General features: G+C 69.8%; 10 protein-coding genes. 9 read left to right on the top strand and 1 reads right to left on the bottom strand.

Annotation, left to right across the window (positions count from 1 at the left end; genetic code table 11):
- Positions 1 to 376 precede the first annotated feature (376 nt).
- The 9 genes from ACIHCL_RS15570 to ACIHCL_RS15530 all read left to right on the top strand — a co-directional run bounded on the left by ACIHCL_RS15570 (position 377) and on the right by ACIHCL_RS15530 (position 16,541).
- Positions 377 to 643, top strand: a complete 267-nt coding sequence (locus ACIHCL_RS15570; RefSeq protein ID WP_399861850.1) for a hypothetical protein — start codon at positions 377 to 379, stop codon at positions 641 to 643.
- Positions 644 to 1,049: 406 nt separating this feature from the next.
- Positions 1,050 to 2,456 carry a hypothetical protein gene (locus tag ACIHCL_RS15565; RefSeq protein ID WP_399861848.1) on the top strand — a complete coding sequence of 469 codons (1,407 nt, stop codon included), beginning with the start codon at positions 1,050 to 1,052 and terminating at the stop codon, positions 2,454 to 2,456.
- Between the two features lie 218 nt (positions 2,457 to 2,674).
- On the top strand, positions 2,675 to 3,091 hold the full coding sequence (locus ACIHCL_RS15560; RefSeq protein WP_399861847.1) for a hypothetical protein: 417 nt from the start codon (positions 2,675 to 2,677) through the stop codon (positions 3,089 to 3,091).
- Positions 3,088 to 6,846: an AAA domain-containing protein gene (locus tag ACIHCL_RS15555; protein WP_399861845.1), complete on the top strand. Its 3,759-nt coding sequence runs from the start codon at positions 3,088 to 3,090 to the stop codon at positions 6,844 to 6,846. The genes ACIHCL_RS15560 and ACIHCL_RS15555 overlap by 4 nt, the downstream gene beginning before the upstream one ends.
- Positions 6,847 to 6,991: 145 nt before the next feature.
- On the top strand, positions 6,992 to 8,686 hold the full coding sequence (locus ACIHCL_RS15550; protein ID WP_399861842.1) for a TIGR02677 family protein: 1,695 nt from the start codon (positions 6,992 to 6,994) through the stop codon (positions 8,684 to 8,686).
- Complete coding sequence (locus tag ACIHCL_RS15545; RefSeq protein ID WP_399861839.1) at positions 8,683 to 10,011, top strand: TIGR02678 family protein; 1,329 nt, start codon at positions 8,683 to 8,685, stop codon at positions 10,009 to 10,011. The genes ACIHCL_RS15550 and ACIHCL_RS15545 overlap by 4 nt, the downstream gene beginning before the upstream one ends.
- Entirely contained in the window at positions 10,008 to 14,255 is a 4,248-nt protein-coding gene (locus ACIHCL_RS15540; RefSeq protein ID WP_399861836.1) for a TIGR02680 family protein, read from the top strand. Before ACIHCL_RS15545 ends, ACIHCL_RS15540 begins: the two co-directional genes overlap by 4 nt.
- Entirely contained in the window at positions 14,252 to 15,523 is a 1,272-nt protein-coding gene (locus tag ACIHCL_RS15535; RefSeq protein ID WP_399861833.1) for a TIGR02679 family protein, read from the top strand. The genes ACIHCL_RS15540 and ACIHCL_RS15535 overlap by 4 nt, the downstream gene beginning before the upstream one ends.
- Positions 15,513 to 16,541 carry a hypothetical protein gene (locus ACIHCL_RS15530; protein ID WP_399861830.1) on the top strand — a complete coding sequence of 343 codons (1,029 nt, stop codon included), beginning with the start codon at positions 15,513 to 15,515 and terminating at the stop codon, positions 16,539 to 16,541. The genes ACIHCL_RS15535 and ACIHCL_RS15530 overlap by 11 nt, the downstream gene beginning before the upstream one ends.
- Before the next feature lie 493 nt (positions 16,542 to 17,034).
- On the opposite strand, the gene ACIHCL_RS15525 is transcribed toward ACIHCL_RS15530, so the two are convergent.
- Complete coding sequence (locus ACIHCL_RS15525) at positions 17,035 to 17,922, bottom strand: prohibitin family protein (RefSeq protein ID WP_399861827.1); 888 nt, start codon at positions 17,920 to 17,922, stop codon at positions 17,035 to 17,037.
- Positions 17,923 to 18,799 lie beyond the last annotated feature (877 nt).

Raw genomic sequence — 18,799 nt, 5'->3', positions numbered from 1 at the left:
ATCTTCAGGAGTCCACACAACCCCCGATGATCACGCGGTGGCCGTACCCGTTCCCAGCCGGGTCCGCGACAAGATCGCGAAGTCAGACTGGAGTACTAGGCGCGCTATCTCCGAGGTGTACGGACTCCCCGTGACGGAGATGCCTGGTGAGCGAGCGCAGTATTCCCGGAAGTTGGAGCGGTGGATCGAACAGGCCGGTAAGACGGTCAACCCCGCCACAGGCCGACGGTATCTGTCGGCCTATGACTCTGAGCGGCACGCGCCGCGGTTGTGGCCTATCGGCCGAGGGCACCCGCTTGAGCCCCGCCGCGCCCGGCCGGCGCTGCCGGAGCCGCTCCGGGAGGGACCGTACGCCGGGCGCGCATTGGCCTTGCGGGTGACCCGGACGTCGCCGCCGACGCGGGAGGCACGGAAGGCTCAGGAGCAGGGGCGGCGGCTGATCGGGCCCGACCTGGTCGTCGAGGGGCAGTGGTCCAACGGTGAGAAACCGCCGTCTCTTCCGCCGCTGCGGGGAGTCAGCCCTGGGCAGACACCCCGCCACGTACAGGCCCTGGTCAAGGAACTGGAACGACGCTACCCCGGAGCCAAGGTCACGGCGACCGTCACCGCGCAGGCGATGGGGCAACCTGGCGACGCGACCTGATCACCGCTTTTGATCAACCGATCCGTACGCCACAGCCACCACCCACCGCCAGCGACGCCACCGAGAACGAGCGAACCGACGAGATAGGGCCAGATCACGCTCCAAGCTGACAAACGGCGTTCCGCTCACCTGTCTATGGGGGACTTCTTCACCGGATAACGGTGACGCCGTACGTCCTCAAGCCTGCGCGGAAACAATGCTGGTCAGCTGAGGGCAGCCATAGGCAGCGGGGCCTCGGCGTGGCCCGTGCGGGCCACCCACCATGGGATGCCACGACGTCACCGCACACCTGTGGCGTACAACCAGGAGAAGCTCGTCCAGCTCTTCACGCAGACGGGCAGCTGCACCGCCATGGCCTGAATCGCATTCTTGTCGTCGATATCGGCGATTCCTACCGTCCCATGGCATGGACTCCACAGCCTTCGACGTGATCAGGCGTCTCGGTGACCTTCTGACCGTGCAGGTGAACTCATCACCCGAGCTCATCGCCGGAGTGGAGAAAGCGGCCGCTGCCGTCGACCGCGAGCGGGCGAAGAAGAAGACCACGAACGAAGGCCACGGCCCCCGCAAGCCGGACCTGCGCCAACTACCCCGAGCCGAGCGTGGTCCCCTACGGATGACTCCGTGGGACCTGCTCGCGACGTTCGCACGCGCTACGACCTTGGCCCGGCAAGGACGAGGCAGGGGGCTGGCTGAGCACTGGCAGGGGCTGAAGTACTGCCGGGCCTTCGCCGCCGACCGGCACGGAAGCCTGCGCCTCACCGATGAAGGGAAGGCTCCCGAACTGTCCTATCGGGCCATGCAGGCAAGGGAGCTGGGCCGGGCGTTCGGGCTCGCCGTCGCTGAACGGGCGCTTCGCGAGAGGTATCCGGACCACCTGATCAGTATCGTCGACGCGGAAACCGTCCTGCTTCCCGGCTTCGCGCGGACCAAGCCGGCCGGGACTCTCGGCGCGAGACCGCGGCCGGACTTCCTGCTGGAGGCATGGCGTCCCGGTGAGGGCTCCCGGATCTTCGTGGTGACCGTGAACGGCAACCACCAAGCTGTGAAGCCGAAGACCTCCGCAAGCACGCGCACAACATACAGACAACTGGCCCGGGGCAGTGAGCGCGTGGAGCGATTCCACCTGGGGCAGCGGAACGGGACTCCCACGCTCATGACCTCGACCGAGTTCCTGGCGACTGCCGGTGTGACGGTGCACGTCCTGCACACGGAAGGAGGTATCGAGCTCCCGGTACGGCCGAGATCCGGTGCGGGTTCAGCCGATGTGGCCATCGGGCGCCGAGCTCTGCCGTACGTGGACTCCGTGGCCATCCCGACGAAACACGGAGCGGAACGGCACAACGCCTTCTTGATCCCTGAGAAGCAATTCTCGTGGTTCGGCCAAGTGATCGCCCGGGCCCACGCCGCCGGACAGCTCTCACTGGCCGGCGGCGGCGGGACGGTCGGCCGATACCTGATCAACGAGCAGGGCGGCAAGCACTTCAGCGAAACGGCCTTCGCCGGGACTGCCAGTGTCCACGACGCGAAAGTCTGTTTCGCGGGGGAGCGATACGTCGGCACTGACCAGGTCTTCCGTATCAACGGCACACGCGTTGAGGCGTTTTCCGGCATGGCCACAGATCTCTACGATCTGCTCGCGGCGGGCAAGGTGGAGGAGTACCGCCGACGGGCGCACGAACGGCGGAAGGACTGGCCCGAGCCGGACGACATCGACGACTGGGGTGCGGTTTCCTTCCGGCCGGACGGCACTGCACTCGCGCTACGGGTGGTGCCGAAGAAGGCATCGCCCGACGACCGGTCCCCGGGCTGACCCATACGACAGGTGTTTCCTGGCGGAGGAGCGGGCTCTTCACGGTCCGCGCCGGCTCGGGGTAGGCCGGGCAGCGGGTCGGACATCTCTCCTCCGACGCTCGGGGGTGGCCGGATGCCGTCCCTCCCGTTCAGCCTCGGCTGTCCCTTTCGGAGGCCCACGTGCCAAAGTCGCCGGACGGACCGAGCAAGCACATACGCGAACGCAAGGAGCAGCACATGCGCGACGGGGGATCGCCGTGGGCACTCACCGTGCCCACAGGCGGCGACACACTCCGGCAGGAGCGTCTCACTCGGGATCTGCACGACACCCTGTACAGGGCGGACGATCTCGTCGTCGGCTTCCACGACGCCGGCGAGCCCACCGAACCGGGCCGTAAGGGTGCTGGCGTCGGTGAGGTGGCTCTCTGGGCCGCCACCACCGCCGCCGTCGCCCGCCCGGCGTCCCAGGTCCTGATCACCCTGATCAAGGAGTGGTGCGCCAAGGAGCGGCACCGCAAGGTCGTGGTCACCGTCGGAGACGACTCCGTCGAGATCAGCGGGCGTCCGGACGCCGCACAGGAGCGCATGGTCCGCGAGTTCCAGGACCGGGTAGTCGGCGGCGACGGTCCCGAATCGGACGACGGCGCGGCGTGACCCGCCTCCACAAACGCCGGGCTCTCCTGATCGGCAACGAGCACTACGACGACGGCCACTTCTCGCCGCTGGCTTCCGTACGGGCGGATGTATGGGGACTCGCCCAGGTCCTGAGGCACCACAAGATCGGCAACTTCGTCTCCGTCCAGACCGAATCCGATCTCACAGCCGACGACATGCGGGCGGTCATCGGGGAGTTCCTTCAGGAGCGCGACGAGGACGAACTCGCGCTCGTGTACGTCTCCGGGCACGGTGTGCGCACCGTACGCGACGGCGGGGAATTCCATTTCGTCGCCAAGGACACCGACTACGACCGGGTGGCCTCGACCGGAGTCAGCGCCGGGTTCCTCAACGACGCGCTGGAGGAATGCGTCGCCCCGCAGAAGATCGTGATGATCGACTGCTGCCGCAGCGGCGGGTTCGCCATGGGCCTGCGCACATCGGATCGACGGGCCGAGAGCTCCGTGTCCAAGTCCGGCGAGCAGCCCCCGCTGACCAGCAGGGGCGTATACGTCCTGTCGTCCTCGCGGGCCGGGGAGGACTCGTTCGCGGACGCGGTCGGCGGCGATGATGTGAAGCCGTCGGCGTTCACTGGTGAGGTCATCGAGGCGCTGCGCACGGGGAAGGTCAGCAAGGACGGCGGCAGCGCGGTAACGGTCAGCGACCTGTTCCACTACGTCAACCGACGCATGCGTGCCCAGGACGGCGGACGTCAGGTGCCGGTGCATTCCGCGCTCGGCGTCGACGACCGCATCATCATCGCGGACAGCCCCTTCGGCCGGGCCCCCGTCCTCGATCCTCTGAGCTCTCGGCCCCGGACCGCCGCAGGAGAAGCGACACCGCCACGTGCCGCGAAATCCGCTCACGCGCAGCCCATCTGGGCCAACCTGCTGAACTACTACCGCGAGTGCGTCCTTGCCGAGAGCGCCGAGACACCTCTGATGGACGTGAGCCGTCAGGACACGTCGTACGTGTGCCTGGACGGCGCGGAGAGGTTCATCTCCGGCGATGTCGACGACGACGGCTGCGTCGCACTCCCCAGGGAAGCGGCCCCGCTGGTGGACTCAGCGGCCGGGGAGGACGCCGAGCTCTGGGCGGGATACCCGGCCGTGGTCCTCACCGGGCCTCGCACCGGACGCCCCTGGCGGCAGCCGAAGTTCGCGCCCCTGCTGGTACGCCGTGTCGAGATCGTCCAAGGGGAGGGCGAGGTGCGGCTGAAGCCGTACGGCCCGATCCAGCCGCATCCTCAGCTGGCGCACGACTGGCTGGGCGAGGACGAGGCCAACCAGCTCATCGACACGTTCCAGCCGTCCTGGCATCGAGGACAGCACGACCGCATGGCGGTGGAGGTGCGCAACCTCCTCACGCAGGAGTTCGAGCTGCCGTGCGTGCAGGAGCTCCGCCCCGACCAGCTCGCCGACCATATCGACGTCCGTACGCCCGGCCACGGGGCCCGCAACACCGCGGTCCTGTTCGCGGCACGCCCCCAGACAGGCTTCACGAAGAACCTCCTCAAGGACTTCGCCGACATCGCCGAGCAGACGGACCAGATCGCGAAGACCGCCCTCGGAGTCCTCGCGCCCGACGCCTCGCAGCGGGCCCGATCCCTCTCCTGCACGGACCCCGAACCGGCGTTCCTTGTGACGCCGCTGCCCTGCAACGAGGCGCAAAGTGCGGTTCTCCGGTCCGCCATGACCCGCCGCCTCACCGTGGCCACGGGCCCGCCCGGCACCGGCAAGAGCCAGTTGGTCGCCAATCTCGTGGCCACGGCGATCGCGGCAGGTCAGACCGTACTGGTCGCGTCCACCAACAACGATGCCGTGGACGAGGTCTGGCGCCGCTGCGACGAGCTGGTGCCCGGCAGCGTCGTGCGTACCGGCTCGGCGCGGAAGAACGGCACGAGCAACGCGGAGCACGAGGCCGCCGCGCTGCACGCGCTGCGTACCGGCCCGGAGCCGTCCACCACCGTGTCCACGGCGTCCATGGCCACCGCGCTGGCCACCGACCGTCTGGCAGAAGTACGACAAGGTCTGGCGCACCTCGCAAAGACCGAGGCGCGGCTTCGCCAGGCAGGCGAAGCCCGCGCCCACCACGCGGAACAGCTCGGGACCACCGTCACCGAACTCCAGGACCTGCTCGGTGGCCCGCCCCGGCCGAGGGAGCTGGAGGACAAGGCGCGCCGCCTCGCCCACGCGCGTTTCCTCGGGTCGTGGCGCCGGGCCCGTTTCCTGCGCACAACCGGTCTGGAGGGGTACGCCGGTCATCCCGCCACGGGATGCCTCGCGCTCGCCGACTTCGCCGCGGCCGAGACGGAATGGCGTGACGGGCGCGAGGACGCGGTTTCCGTGGACGACGCAGCGCTCGCGCGCACCCTGCGCGATGCGGAGAGCACCGTCCAGGACGCTTCACGCGTGCTCCTCGCCACCACGGTCCAAGCCGCCGCCCGGGCGGGACGCCGCCGCATACTGGACCTGTTGGCAGCTCGGGACGGCAAGCACAGCGACTGGCCGCAGATGCGGAGTGTTCTGGGTCGCTCGGACGGCACCACTGATGCGCCTACGGTGGCCGGGTGGGCCGTCACCAGCCTCTCCGCCCGGCGGTTCCCGCTGGGCCCGGCCCTGTTCGATCTCGTCGTCGTCGACGAGGCCAGCCAGTGCGCCATCCCCCACGTCCTGCCGCTGCTCTTCCGCGCGCGGCGCGCCCTTGTCATCGGCGACCCCATGCAGCTCACGCACATCACGCAGACCAGCCCGCACCGCGAGGCCCTCATCCGGCGCGGGAACGGACTGCGGTCCGACTGGCTGGAGAAGCACCACCTCGCCTACCGGCGCCACTCCGCCTTCCACGCGGCCGAGCAGTCCGCAGGCGGCACATTGCTTCTCGACGAGCATTTCCGCTGCCATCCGCACATCGCCGGGATCTCCAACGAGTTCTTCTACGACGGTGGGCTGACCGTTCTCACCGACACCCGTGGCCGACCCGCTCTGGCGCGCCGCCCCGCCGTCATCTGGACGGATGTGACCGGGCGGGCCGCCCGTCCTCCGTTCGGTGGCTCCTGGGTCAATGAGGACGAGATCCGCAAAGTGCGCGACAGCGTCCGCTATCTGCTGGAACAGCTCCCGCCCGAGGCCACGGTCGGCGTTGTCACGCCCTTCACGGCGCAGGCCGAAACCCTGCGCAAGCGGCTGCGACCGTACGACGAGGAGCGCCTTCGCATCGGTACGGTGCACACCTTCCAAGGTGGCGAACGCGATGTCATGGTGTTCTCGCTCGTCGTCGGCGAAGGCATGCACCCGGGAGCCGTCGAGTGGGTCGCTGGACAGCTGAACCTGTGGAACGTCGCCATCACCCGGACACGCGGTCACCTCATCGTGGTGGGGGGCAAGGAGCTCTGGCGGAAGCAGGGAGGCGTGGGCGCCGCGCTGCTGGAGGCTGCGGAGCAAAACGGCGTGCCCCCCAGTGGCAGAGACGAGGACGGGCTGCTCAAACGCCTGTATCTGGCCCTCTCCGGCACGGAGCAGGCCACCGTCACGCTGGGCGAGACTGTTCACGGGCATCCCGTAGACGCCGTGGTGCGTGGCGTCGACGGGAAAGCTCCCCAAGCCGTGCTTCTCGATCGAGGAGTGGAAGAGGACGGCGACGCGGCGCGCCACCTCCGGCTCATGCTGCATCGCCGGAACCTGCTGGGCCGTGGTGATGGCGAAGCCGAAGCGACGCGTTGGCCGGCCTGGCGGCTGTACGACACCGACGAGTAGCGGGGGTGACTTCTGCCCCCCTTGCGAAGCCGCCCCACTCCGACGCCCCGGCTCCAGCGCGCCCGGGGCGGATTCGCCAGTTGTCAGGAGACCAGTTCTGGCAACCCCACACCGCCTGTCGGACCCTGCACGTAACCTCGCAGACATGGAGGAACCCGCACCCGGCACCCAGCCGGAATCCGGCGACGCGCCTTCGGCACCCGACGCCGACGAGACGCGCCGCCGCCTGGACGCGTACGCGTACCTCAGCGCGCCGGAGCGGCTGGAGTACCTCGCGATCATGCGGATCTTCTGCGGCACGCTCCTGGCCGACCTGGCCGTCCCGGACGTTATGGCGAAGCTGCGCGAGGGGGGCGGGGCGGCCTCCGGACTCGACGCCGACCCGCTCACAGCACGGCTGGAGCAGTTGGTGAAGTGGGGGAACCTGCTGCGCGGCAGCCACACCGTGAAGGCGTCCAGCATCACCGAGTACCAGCGTTCCCGCGCCCGCTACCAACTGTCGCGGCTGGGCGAGCGCGTCCAGCGGGACGCCGACGGGGTACTGGCCGAGGCCGACGCCGCCCGTGAGGTGAGCAACGAACTGCTGGCCCTGGTCGAGCGGGGGCTGCGGGAGCTGGCCGAGCTGGTCGCGGAACCAGGCGGCATCGCCCCGCAGGACGGGCTGGAGCGGGTCAGCACGTTGTTCGTACAGTTCTCCGGGTTCGCGGACTCCGTCCGGGACTTCTACGCCTATCTCGGCCAGGTGCTCGCCCGGTACGATCTGGACAGCCGCGAGTATCAGGGCTTCAAGGAACTCCTCCTGGACTACGTCGAGGCGATCACCGAAGACGTGTCCTTCCGCGCCCCCCGCATCTCGGCAGCCCTGGACGCGCTCTGGCCCCGCCTCCCGGGCCTGCTGAAGCAACTGAACACCCACGCGCAGGGGCTCGCCGGGCTGCCCGAGGGCCGTACGGAGACCCGCGTGCAGCGCAGCCGGGGCCGCGAACTCTCGGACTGGGAAGGGCTGCGGGGCTGGTTCCGGGACACCGACGGACAGGGCAGCCAGGTCGACCAGCTGCGCGACGCCACCCTGCGGGCCCTTCAGTCGCTGCTGGCCAACGCCAAGCGGATGCTGCGCTCGGCCACCGGCGAGATGTCGCGGCGCCGGGACCTGTTGCGGCTGGCCCGGTGGTTCGACGAGGCCGCGCCGCAGGACGCGCACGACATCGCCGTCGCCGCCTTCGGGCTGTACGGCGCCCGCCATCTGGGCATGCCGCCCACCGCCGACGAGGTGGTACCCGCCTACACCAGCTGGTGGACCGGACCTGTGGTGGAGGTTCCGGTCGCGTTGCGCGAGAGGGGCAGCCGCGCCCAGCGAGGCCGGACGGCATCGGTGGAGGACCATTCCGCGCAGAAGGAACGACTGCGGGAGGCGGCGCGCCAACAGGCTGCGGACAGAAGCGCCGCGGCGGACGAGCTGTGCAGCGCGTCCGGCCGTTTCGACGGCGTACGGCTCACTTCGGCGGCGCTCAGCCTGCTCCTGGAGCTGCTGGCCACGGCACTCGGGAACGCGCAGCTCAGGCGACGTGCCGAGGCGGACGGGGAGGAGGTGCCAAGCTTCGGGCTGGACGCGGCGTGGAGCGAGGACGCCGATCTTGGCGTCCGGCTCACCGTGCACCGTACGGCGGATACGCGCACACTTCTCCGCTCGGCCGACGGGGACCTGCTGCTGGACGACCTGGAGCTGGTGGTCCACAGGACGGCTGCCATGGATGACGAAGCGGAGCCGACCGGGAGCGGGGTTCCTCCGACGCGGTCGCGCGACGCGCACGCCGACGGGGCGGAGATGAGCGTGCCGTGACCCTCCCCTCTGCCCACGACGTGGCTCTTGCCACCGAACGCCGCACAGCGGCAAGACTGTTGCTCGCCCACCCTCTGGTCACGTCGGACAGCCCGCACGCGGACCTCTTTCCGCTGGTCCGCAGGCACGCCGACTGGCTGGGCGGCCGGTTCCAGCAGGTGCTCGGCTACCGCCTCCTGGTCGACAGCTCCTACGCCCGGCTGTTCAAAGCCGGCCTCGGAGCGCAATCGGGACACCGGCTCGTACGGTCCACCGGCACGCCCTTCACACCGCACACCTACGCCTGTCTGGCGCTGGCCCTGTCGGTGCTGGTCACCGCGCCGGAGCAGCTGCTGTTGTCGCAGCTCGTCGCCGACATCCGGGCCGCCGCGGCCGACGCGGATGTCGAGCTGGAGGAGACCGGGCGGGCGGCCGGGAAGCGGACGCTGGTCGCGGCTCTGCGGCAACTCGTGGAGTGGGGCGTCCTGATCGAGACCCACGGCCACGTGGGCGTCATCGCCCAGGAGGCCGACGGAGAAGCGCTGATCACGGTCGACCGGGAGCTCGCCCGCGTCATCGTGGCCGGACCGCTCGCCCAGTCGCGTGACGGCAGCGACCTGGTCCGGCGGGCGGCGGACCCGGGGTTCGGAGGGCCGCGCACCTACGTGCGCCGCATGCTCGTCGAAACCCCAGTCGTCCACCTCGACGAACTGACCGACACCGAACGCGACTGGCTCCGCACCCGCCAGCGCCGGGAGGCCCAGGCGTTCCTCGAACTCCTGGGCCTGGAGACGGAGATCCGCGCCGAGGGAGTGGCCCTGGTCGACCCCGAGGAGGAGCTGACCGATCTCCACCTGCCCGGGACGGGGACCGTCGCGCAGGCTGCGCTGTTGCTGGTGGAACGGCTGGTGGAACGGCTCCGCCCGCAGGAGCCCGGACATCCGGCGACCGGCGGTCTGCTCGTCGTCGGGGTCACGGTTCCGGACGGTGTGGTGGATGAGCTGCTGGCCGAGCTGGTCGCAGAGAACGGGCGGCGCGGTAACTGGCAGCGCGGCTACCTCGACGACCTGGACGCCCTGCGTGAAGCCGTGCTGGACCTGCTCTCCCGTATGCGCTTGATCGCTCCTGCCGGCCCACTGCGATCCGAGGGAGCGGGGTTGCCGGAGAAGTACGCCGAAGAACTGCCGGAAGGCCGCCAGGTCACCGACGTCCGGGCCGCCCGTCCCAGCGACGGGGAGGGCTGGGTCCTGCTCGCCTCAGCGGCCCGCTACGCCACCCGGGTCACCGTGCGGGCGACCGGCGCGCGGCACGAATTCACCGACACACAGCAGGAGTTGCCGCTATGACCACCGATGCCCGTGGTCTCGTTCCCCTTTCGCGCTCAGGTCGCGCGCCGACGACGAGCGCCCGCTTCCGGCTGCACCGCGCGGGCATCCAGAACGTCTGGCAGTACGACGAGCAGGAGTTCGCCTTCGGCGACGGGCGGCTGCTGCTGCGCGGCAAGAACGGGGCGGGCAAGTCCAAGGCCCTGGAGATGCTGCTCCCGTACCTCCTGGACGGCGACTCCCGGGCGCTCGACGCCACCGGCACCGGACGGACGACGCTCGCCTGGCTGATGCTGGACGGCTTCGAGCAGACCAACCGGCTCGGTTACCTGTGGGTGGAGTTCCGGGGGACGGACGAGGCCGGCGACCACCGCTACCTGACGCTCGGCGCCGCTGTCCGTGCCTCGAAGTCGACGCAGAAGGCGGTGCCGACCTTCTTCGTCACCCCGCTGCGCGTCGGCGAGGACCTGCACCTCGTCGAGGCGGGCAAACCCCTCGCCGTCGAGCGGCTCAAGCAGATCGTCGGCTCCGGCAGCACGACGGACCGAGCGGTCGAGCACCGTGCCCGCGTGGCCCGGGACCTCTTCGGGATCACGGACGCGACGCGTTACCGCAACCTGACCCAGCTCCTGCACCGGCTGCGGCGACCCACGGTCGGGGACCGCATCGAGCACGGCGGTCTGGCCGTCCTGCTGAGTGAGACCCTGCCCGGACTCGACGAGGACGTGGTCGAGAAGGTGGCGCGCAACCTCCACGATCTGGACACCGTGCGGGCTGAACTAGGTCGCCTGGAACGTACCGACGCGGCCCTGAGCACGTTCCTCGCCGATTACCGCCGCTACCTCGCCGGGGTCCTGCGTGCCTCGGCCCGGGACGTGAACCGGGAACTGGACACACTCTCCGAGCGCCGCCGCAACGCCGGGGACGCCGCGCAGCACACGAGCGCCCTGAAGGAACGGGAGAAGGAGTCGAAGGAGGGGCTGAGGGCACTACGCGAGGAGGAGGAGTCCGCTCGGACGGACCTTGCCGCCCTGCACGACAGCCACGCCTACCGCAGCCTGCGCGAACTGTCGGAGCGCCGCAGCACGGTGGAGGCCCTGCACACCACGGCCATGACCGCCTTCGGCGCGTTGCACGGCGCGCACGAAGCGGAGGAGAGCGCGTCCGAACGGCTGGCGGAAGGCGTCGAGGACGTGGGCGCCCGACTCACCGAACTGGCCACCGAGCACCGGGAACTGCTGGTCCACGCGGAGAGGGCGAGGCTTCCCACCGGGCATCTCGGTGACGCGGTCGCCCTGCCGCGTACGGCCCACTCCCCGTCGACACAGACAGAGCTGATCGGCCCTGACGGAGAGCCGCGGACCGTACGGCACCGACCGGTGGCACGCGTGGACACGGCGACGACGGAGGCCGGGCTGCGGTCCTGGCAGGAGCAGCTGGGAGCCGCCGAGACCGTCGTACGGAACCGGCAGCGGATGGTCCAGGAGGTGGCCCGGCTCTCCGCCCAGGCCGACGCGGCACGGAGCGGCGCGATGCGGGCCGAGGAGGAGCGGGAACGACTGGAGGGCGAAGCGGAGGAAGCCGCTGACCGTCTCGAAGACAGCCGCCAGAAGGTCGCTGAGGAGAGCCGGGGGTACGCCGACGAGGTCGCCGTGTGGGTGCGGGAGACGCGGACCGCGGCAGGCCCCGAGTGCCCGCCGCTGGACACCGTCCTCGCGGAAGCAGCCTGCACGGCCGACCCCGACGCGCCGTTCTCCGACCGCACCCTCCCGATCGGCACAGACACCCACGCGTGGCAGACGGCGCACACGGCCCTGGAGCCGTACGCGGACGCCCTCACCCGGCACCGCGACATCCTGGCGGTCGGCGTCGGCCGGCTCGGCGAGGAGATCGGCCGCCTGAACGAGGAGAAGCGGGCCTGGGAGCGCCGTACGGACCCGGAGCCTCCTGCCCCGTACCACCGCAGCGCGGCAAGGAACCCGGCCGACGGCACACCCTTCTACCAATTGGTGGACTTCGCCGAGCACCTGACCTCCGCCGAACGGGCCGGTCTGGAGGCGGCACTGGAGGCGAGCGGAATCCTCGACGCGTGGGTCAGCACGGGCGGCGCCCTTCTCGACCCGCTCACCGGGGACACCCTTCTCCACGGGGCACCGGCCCACGAACCGCTGCCAGTGGCTCAGACCCTCGCCTCAGCCCTCCGTCCGGTCGCGCAGACGGCGAGCGGCATCACATCCGACCAGGTGGAGCGCGTGCTGTCAGCGATCGCACTCGCACCGGCCCCGGGGACAACGGCCGCGAGTGCGGTGCACTTCGACGGCAGCTGGCGGCTGGGAGCCCTGCGCGGGCAGCACCACAAGAGCGTCGCCGAATACATGGGCGCAGCAGTGCGGGCCGAGACCCGGCGACGCGCACTGGCAGAGCTGGAGGACCGGCTCGGTCAGACCGAACGGCGGCTGGCCGGGGCCCGTGCCGAACTCGCCGCGGCTGATTCCCGGCGACGGGCCCTCACGCTCGCTGAACGCGACTTCCCTCGGGCGCAGCGCCTCTCCGCCGCCTGGAACAGACACGCTACGGAGAAGGAGACGGCGCGGACACTCGCCGCCAAGGCGGCGGATGCGGCACGCCAGGCCGAGGAGGCCCGCGCTCTGGCCGTCTCGGCGCGATCCGAGGCGGACGCCACCGCGACCGCCCATGACCTGCCGGCCGACGCCGTCTCCCTGAACGGCGTACGAACCGCGCTGGCCTCCCTGCTCACCGGCGTCGGCCGCCTGCGCAGAGCTGTCACCAGCACGGCGGCTCGGCTCGGCGGAAACCAGGCGGACGACCGGCGATACGCGCAGGCCCGCGAGAAACGCACGGAGGCCGAAGAGACCTACCGGCTGCACCACCGACAACTGCTCACCGCGCAGCAGGACCTCCGGACCCGGGAGACCGCCGTCGGATCGTCCGAGGAAAAGCTCCTCGCCGACGAACAGGCAGCCAAGGACCGCATCGCGACCGCCTTGAGAGCCGTCCCGGCGGCAGAGCGCGACCACAACGCGCTGCGCGACCGACGTGTGCGGGCTGAGGAGAAGGAGAAACGCCTACGCGAAGAACTGGCGGACCAGGAAACAGCCGTGATCGAGACCGGCCGCGCTCTGCGCAGTGCTCTCAGCCGTCCGGAAGTCGTCAACGGAGCGGGACTGGACCGTTCGTCCCTCCCCGGTCAGGTACCGGACGACCCAGGTTCCACCGCACGCGACCGTCTGCGCGCACTGCGGGCACTGGCGGAGGCAGTGGACCAGAGTCTCGGCCGTAACCGGGAGGAGGTATCTGACAGCCTCCTCCTCAAACGACACACGACGCTGCGCGACCAACTGGCGGGCGGCTACGACGCACAGCTCGACGAACACGCCGGCATCAAGGTGTGCCGCCTGCTCGACGACCACGGTTCGCACGACGTCGCGGTCGTGGGCGAGCGGATCGCCGTGGAGGCCGCAGAGGCCCGAGGACGGCTCACCGAACGCGAGAGCGACGTGTTTCAGCGTTTCCTGACCGGCGAGCTCGGCGACCACCTCTCCGCACAGGTCATCACGGCGGCCAACCTGGTCTCGGCACTCAACGACACACTGAAGACCGTACGGACCTCGCACGGCCTCGGCGTGGAACTCCTCTGGAAACTCAACGATGACGCCGACGCCGACGTGCGGGTGGCTGTCGAACTGCTGCGCAGCCCGTCGAGCCTCCGGACACGCGAGCAGACCGAACAACTCCGCGACATACTGCAACGCCGTATCGAGGACGCCCGTCGCGCCGACCCGTCGGCCGGCTACACCGCCCATCTTCGCACCGCGCTGGACTACCGTTCCTGGTTCGCCTTCCACACCTTCGTGGTCGAGGACTCCGCCCCCGGGCGCAGAAGGAAGCTGACCGGCCGCACCGGCCTGAGCCAGGGAGAGCAGCGCGTGCTGTCGTACCTCGTGCTCTTCGCCGCCGCTGCCGCCCACTTCACCAGCCTCGCCGACTCGACCCCGCACACGCCCCGGCTGATCCTCCTGGACGACGCCTTCGCCAAGGTCGACGAACCCACCCACGGGCGCCTGGGCCGCATCCTGGTCGATCTGGACCTCGACTTCGTCCTCACGAGCGAGCGCCTGATGGGCAATTGGGCCGAGGTGCCCTCCCTGCACATCTACGAGTGCCTGCGCGACCCTCACGTACGCGGAGTGGCTACCTTGCACTACACGTGGAACGGTCGCCACCGGCGGCTGGCACCGGTATGAGCGCCCTTCCGCCCGCCACGCGCGACTGGCTGGCAGGTCCCACTCTCGCGCGGCTCTGGAGTGGCGCGCGTAAACGCCTGGAGAGCAACGGGGTGCAGTCCACCGGCTCCCTCCGGCTGACAGCGGTGAGCTCCCAGGAACGGAACGACCTGTCACTCCTGCTGGGCAAGCCCCTCACGGGCACGGCTGTGACCGTGAGGCTCGACGCGCTCGACGAACGCCTGCGGACCTCGGCCGCAGGGCTCGGACTCAGGCAGGTTCTGGAGGAACTCGGTCCTCCGCTCGTCGATCGCCGTGCGGCCCGTGAGGAGAACGCGGCAGAGCGGCAGCGTATCTGGGCCGCGCTCGCCTCGTCCCTCGACGCGTCGCCGCTGGCCGGACTGGAGTGGACGAGGCAGTGGTCGGATGTGTTGCGACGCACCGGCATGCCGAAAGGCGTGACGCCGGAAGCGGCCGTACGGACGCTTCAGCAGGCGGTCCAGGTACTCGGCGTGCTACTCGACCCGCACCGTACCGACGCACGGGGCCGCGGCGAGCTGGCCGCGTCGGTAACGGGCTCGGCGCACGGGTTGGACGACGGTTCCTGGCTCGCCCGCCTTGTCCAGCGCGGCATCGCCCTCGCCCACGGCACGGACCTTCCCGGCGACGCGGCCGGGCGACGGGCGCTGTGGCGGCTGGTCTCGGTCACTCCGGACGAGGTCTCCAGCACCGTGCTGACGTACGGCCTCCGGCCCCTCGGCGAGGACTGGCGCGCCAGGTCACTCAGAGAGCGGGCCGATCACCATGCGGAGACCCACCTGACGTCCCGGGACCTGCTCGACATGCGGCTTCAGCTGCCCGCCGGAACCGTCGTCCACATCTGCGAGAACCCACGTGTGGTGGAAGCCGCAGCGGACGCGGGCTGCTCGCACCCCCTGGTCTGCACCTCCGGCAGCGCCGCGACGGTGGTCCTTACCCTTCTCGATGCCCTCGCCTCCAATGGCTGCCACTTCGCTTACCACGGGGACTTCGACTGGCCGGGCATCGCTCTGGCGAACCGGATCATGCGCCGTTACGAAGCCCAGCCATGGCGCATGGGCGCCGAAGATTACGAGCACCTGGCCACTCGCAGCCAGGCCGAGGGAATCCCTCAGCTGTCGCTGGTCGGTCAACCCGTCAGCGCGGTCTGGGACGCGGGGCTCGCCCCTGCCATGGCAGCGCTCGGGGTGGCGCTCCATGAGGAGGCGACGCTCGACCTGCTGGTGGACGATCTGTCGGGTGCCTCGTAAGAGAGACGGAGTGCCCGAACCTGGCTCGTCACACTCGCACGCCGTATCCGAGTCCGGGGACGTCATCCCCTTCCAACAGGCGTGGTTGACCGCCGCGCGCAAGTTGGGCGGGCTGCCCGTCCACACCATGGCGCCCGAGGAGTGGATCCCGCTCCGCGTCCAGTACACCGGGGAGAGCAAAGCCGCCGCGCGATCCGCGATCGGCAGCGACACCCGCGGACTGGGCCTGGATCATTGCTCGGACGACCAGCGCGCCTTCCGTGCCCTACTAGCGCTGGCACTCTTCAACGGCGACGTGTACACCGGTCCGACGGCGAGGTGGAACTACTCGGTTGTCGCCTCGTACGACCCGGTGATGTCGCCCCGCTGGGACCAGCTGGTGATGGTGGCGGAGCGCGCCCCGGAGAACGTGGCCACCCGGCTGCTGGCCACCGTGGGGGCCGCCTCACGTGGCGTCCCCGGACTACGGCACGAGGTCAGCTACACGTGCCACGGGCAGCGCTCCGTCTGTCTGCGCCATCTGCCCACCGGTGCACTGCTGACCATCACCGGTGACCCGGCCGGATGTCGGCGCGGCAACAGGCCCAGCCACGTCCCCCGCCACCCCTATCTCACGCTGGACAACGATCTCACCGCGCACGAGCGCCGCGCACTGGCAGCGGTCCCCACGATCTCGGGGGAAGCGGCCACTCTGCTGGCAGGTCTCGTATCCCGGTACAACCTGGTTGACCGGCGTGGCCACTGGGCGACCAGTCTGTCCTGGGACCCTCTGGAGCGCCCCGGAGTCGAACGCCGGAAGGAACCGGAAGTGATCCAGCAGGGTGCCGTACGTCGACTCTGGGGCACCGGCGACTCATGGGAGTTCCGTTGGACCGGCTATCCCGAACCCCGAGACCTGGCTCTGGCCCTGACCCACCGGGAGGCCGGGGTCAAGAGCGCGGGATTTTCCCGCCACGGTGACTCCTACCGGGTGGTGCTGGGCACTGCCTCGCTCGACCTGTGCGACGGGAAGGGCTGATCCATGCCGTTCCTCACCGACCACCCGGGTCCGCACTCGTGCTGCTGGGTGCCGTTGTCCTCGGTGCCCTCCGCTTCACGTTTCCGAAGGATTCTCGCCATCGCCTGGAGCTCTGGAAGTCTGTCCTCGAACATCGACGTCTTCGTTGGCAGGTGACGGAGCGCCGCCGCAAGATTGAAAGGTCCGGCAAGACGAGCCAACCAGTTCTTCCTTCTGCAGCGAAGCGAGGCGGCGGTCACCGATCAGCTCAGCGAGGGCGAGTACGGGAGTGAGGCCCGGGAATAAGGCTGACGCCGCGACCCTGTGCACGAGCTAGTGCCGGTCCACAAACAGCACGAGGCCCCTCGGCGACCAGCCTGGCACCTCAGCCGCCCCGCCGTCCGGTCGGCTGAGGTTCACGGCTGGAAGAGAGGGGGCCGCCTTCGGCGCATCACGTGGGAGCCATCTGGGAGCCGACCCGTTCCCCAAGCCCTCCCGCAACCACGCGAAGGAATCAGTTCCGGCCGCTGCCGTCCACGATGACCGGGGTGCCGTTGCCCGAACCACAGGGCACGGCGTAGACCGGGTTCTCCTTGGCCGCTTCCCGGTACGCGTCGATGCACTGGTTCATCAGAACCCTGTCGGTCAGGGAGTCGTTGAGGATCTTGTTGGCGCGGGCGATACCCTCGGCTTCGATCTTGCGGCGCTTGGCCTCCTCTTCCGCCGTGCGGGTTGCCTCGGTGGCCCGCTCGGTGGCCTCCTTTTGCTGGATCTTGCGGTCGATCTGCTTCTGGAGGGCGTCCGAAGGCTTGACGTTGCGCAGGTTCACGGCGGTGATGTCGATACCGCGGGGCGCGAGTCGCTCCTTGATCAACTTGCCGATCTCCGCGTTGATCTCCTCTCGGGCCGAGGCATAGCCCTGCTCGCTGGTGTAGCGGGCGAAGACGTTCCGGACGATCTCCCGGCTGTCCGGGTAGACCAGTCGCTGCTGAATGGCCTCCTCGCTCCCTGCCAACCGGTACAGCTCCGCCGCCTTGGCCGGTGTGACCGCCCACTTCACGGTCACCTCCGCGTACATAACACCCCCCTGGGAGGACCGCACCTCCACGATGTCCTTGTCGGAGAGGTTGAGGTCGACCGGACGGGTCGAGAAGGGCGTGACATCGGTGAACGGCGCCTTCAGATGCATCCCGGACGTCATCGGCGCGCCCACTCTGCCGAACGTCACCGGCACGCCGACCTCATAGGCGCTGACGACGTACACAGTGCTGGCGATGCCACAGAAAACGCTGCCGAGCAGTGCGGCGCCAGCACCCAGCCGAAGCCGGAACGAGTTCTGGGCACGGGCGACGAAGTACATCACCACGGCGGCGAGAACGAGCAGGCACGACAGTACGAGCACGGTGACTCCCCCCTGAGAGACCCAGAGCGGTACCCCCCGGCACCGCTCGCCAGTGGAGGATATGGCATCCGAAGCACGGAGAGATCAGCGGGCGTTCGCAAGTGGCGTCGCTGCCACGGCACCGGTCTGCGTGCTGTTGTCCAACACCTGCGTCGGCACCCTTCCCCATCACGTCGTCGGCCTGCCGCTCCGTTCTCGGTGCCCGCCGATCGCACATCCGTCGCCCGTCCCCGCCAACCCGGGAAAGGCCCGCCTGCCGGCAGATGCAGGGTGGGCGGTTTACGACCGAGCCAGTCGACCTGGTGGCTCTGGGGTCTGCACGGCGCCCCTGTCGGTTCGACGTCGGCGCGACCGACAGCGCCGAGGGTTCGCCGGGGCCACCGCAGGGTGGGCGCCGAGCGCGACCCGGGATCGTGGCCCGTCCAGGCTCAGAAGGGACTCCGGGGAATCCGTCGAGCAGGTCGGCCTGGGGGCGCGGACGCCATACGCGCCTTGGCGGCCGGTGCCAAGGCCGCCGCGGGTGTCACACGGCCATCGTGCGAGGGACTCCGCGGCGGTAAACAGCTCGCGGATCGATTCTGAGTGAGTAGATCAACTCACTGGTTGGCGACGGGAGTTGGCGGGCACCGACTGTCAGTGCTGCGGCTTATCTTCATAGATGCACCCGAATCGGCTTCGCTCCCGACTCCTTCGAGGACATCCATATGGCATACGTTCGCGGTCACTACCGCTCGGACGGCACCTACGTCCGCCCGCACTACCGCCGCACCCACCCGACTGCAGCCCGCCCCACTCGCGCCGTCCACACCCCTCGCCGGATGAACACGGCCGCCGTCCGGCCGCAGCCAGCTCCAACAGGCCAGACGACCTGGGTACG

Origin of the sequence: Streptomyces sp. NPDC052042 (assembly GCF_044548345.1) — a bacterium.
In the GTDB taxonomy this organism is placed as follows: domain Bacteria; phylum Actinomycetota; class Actinomycetes; order Streptomycetales; family Streptomycetaceae; genus Streptomyces.
The sequence above is the reverse complement of the archived record's forward strand: the minus strand, read 5'-3'. Positions and strand labels throughout refer to the sequence as shown.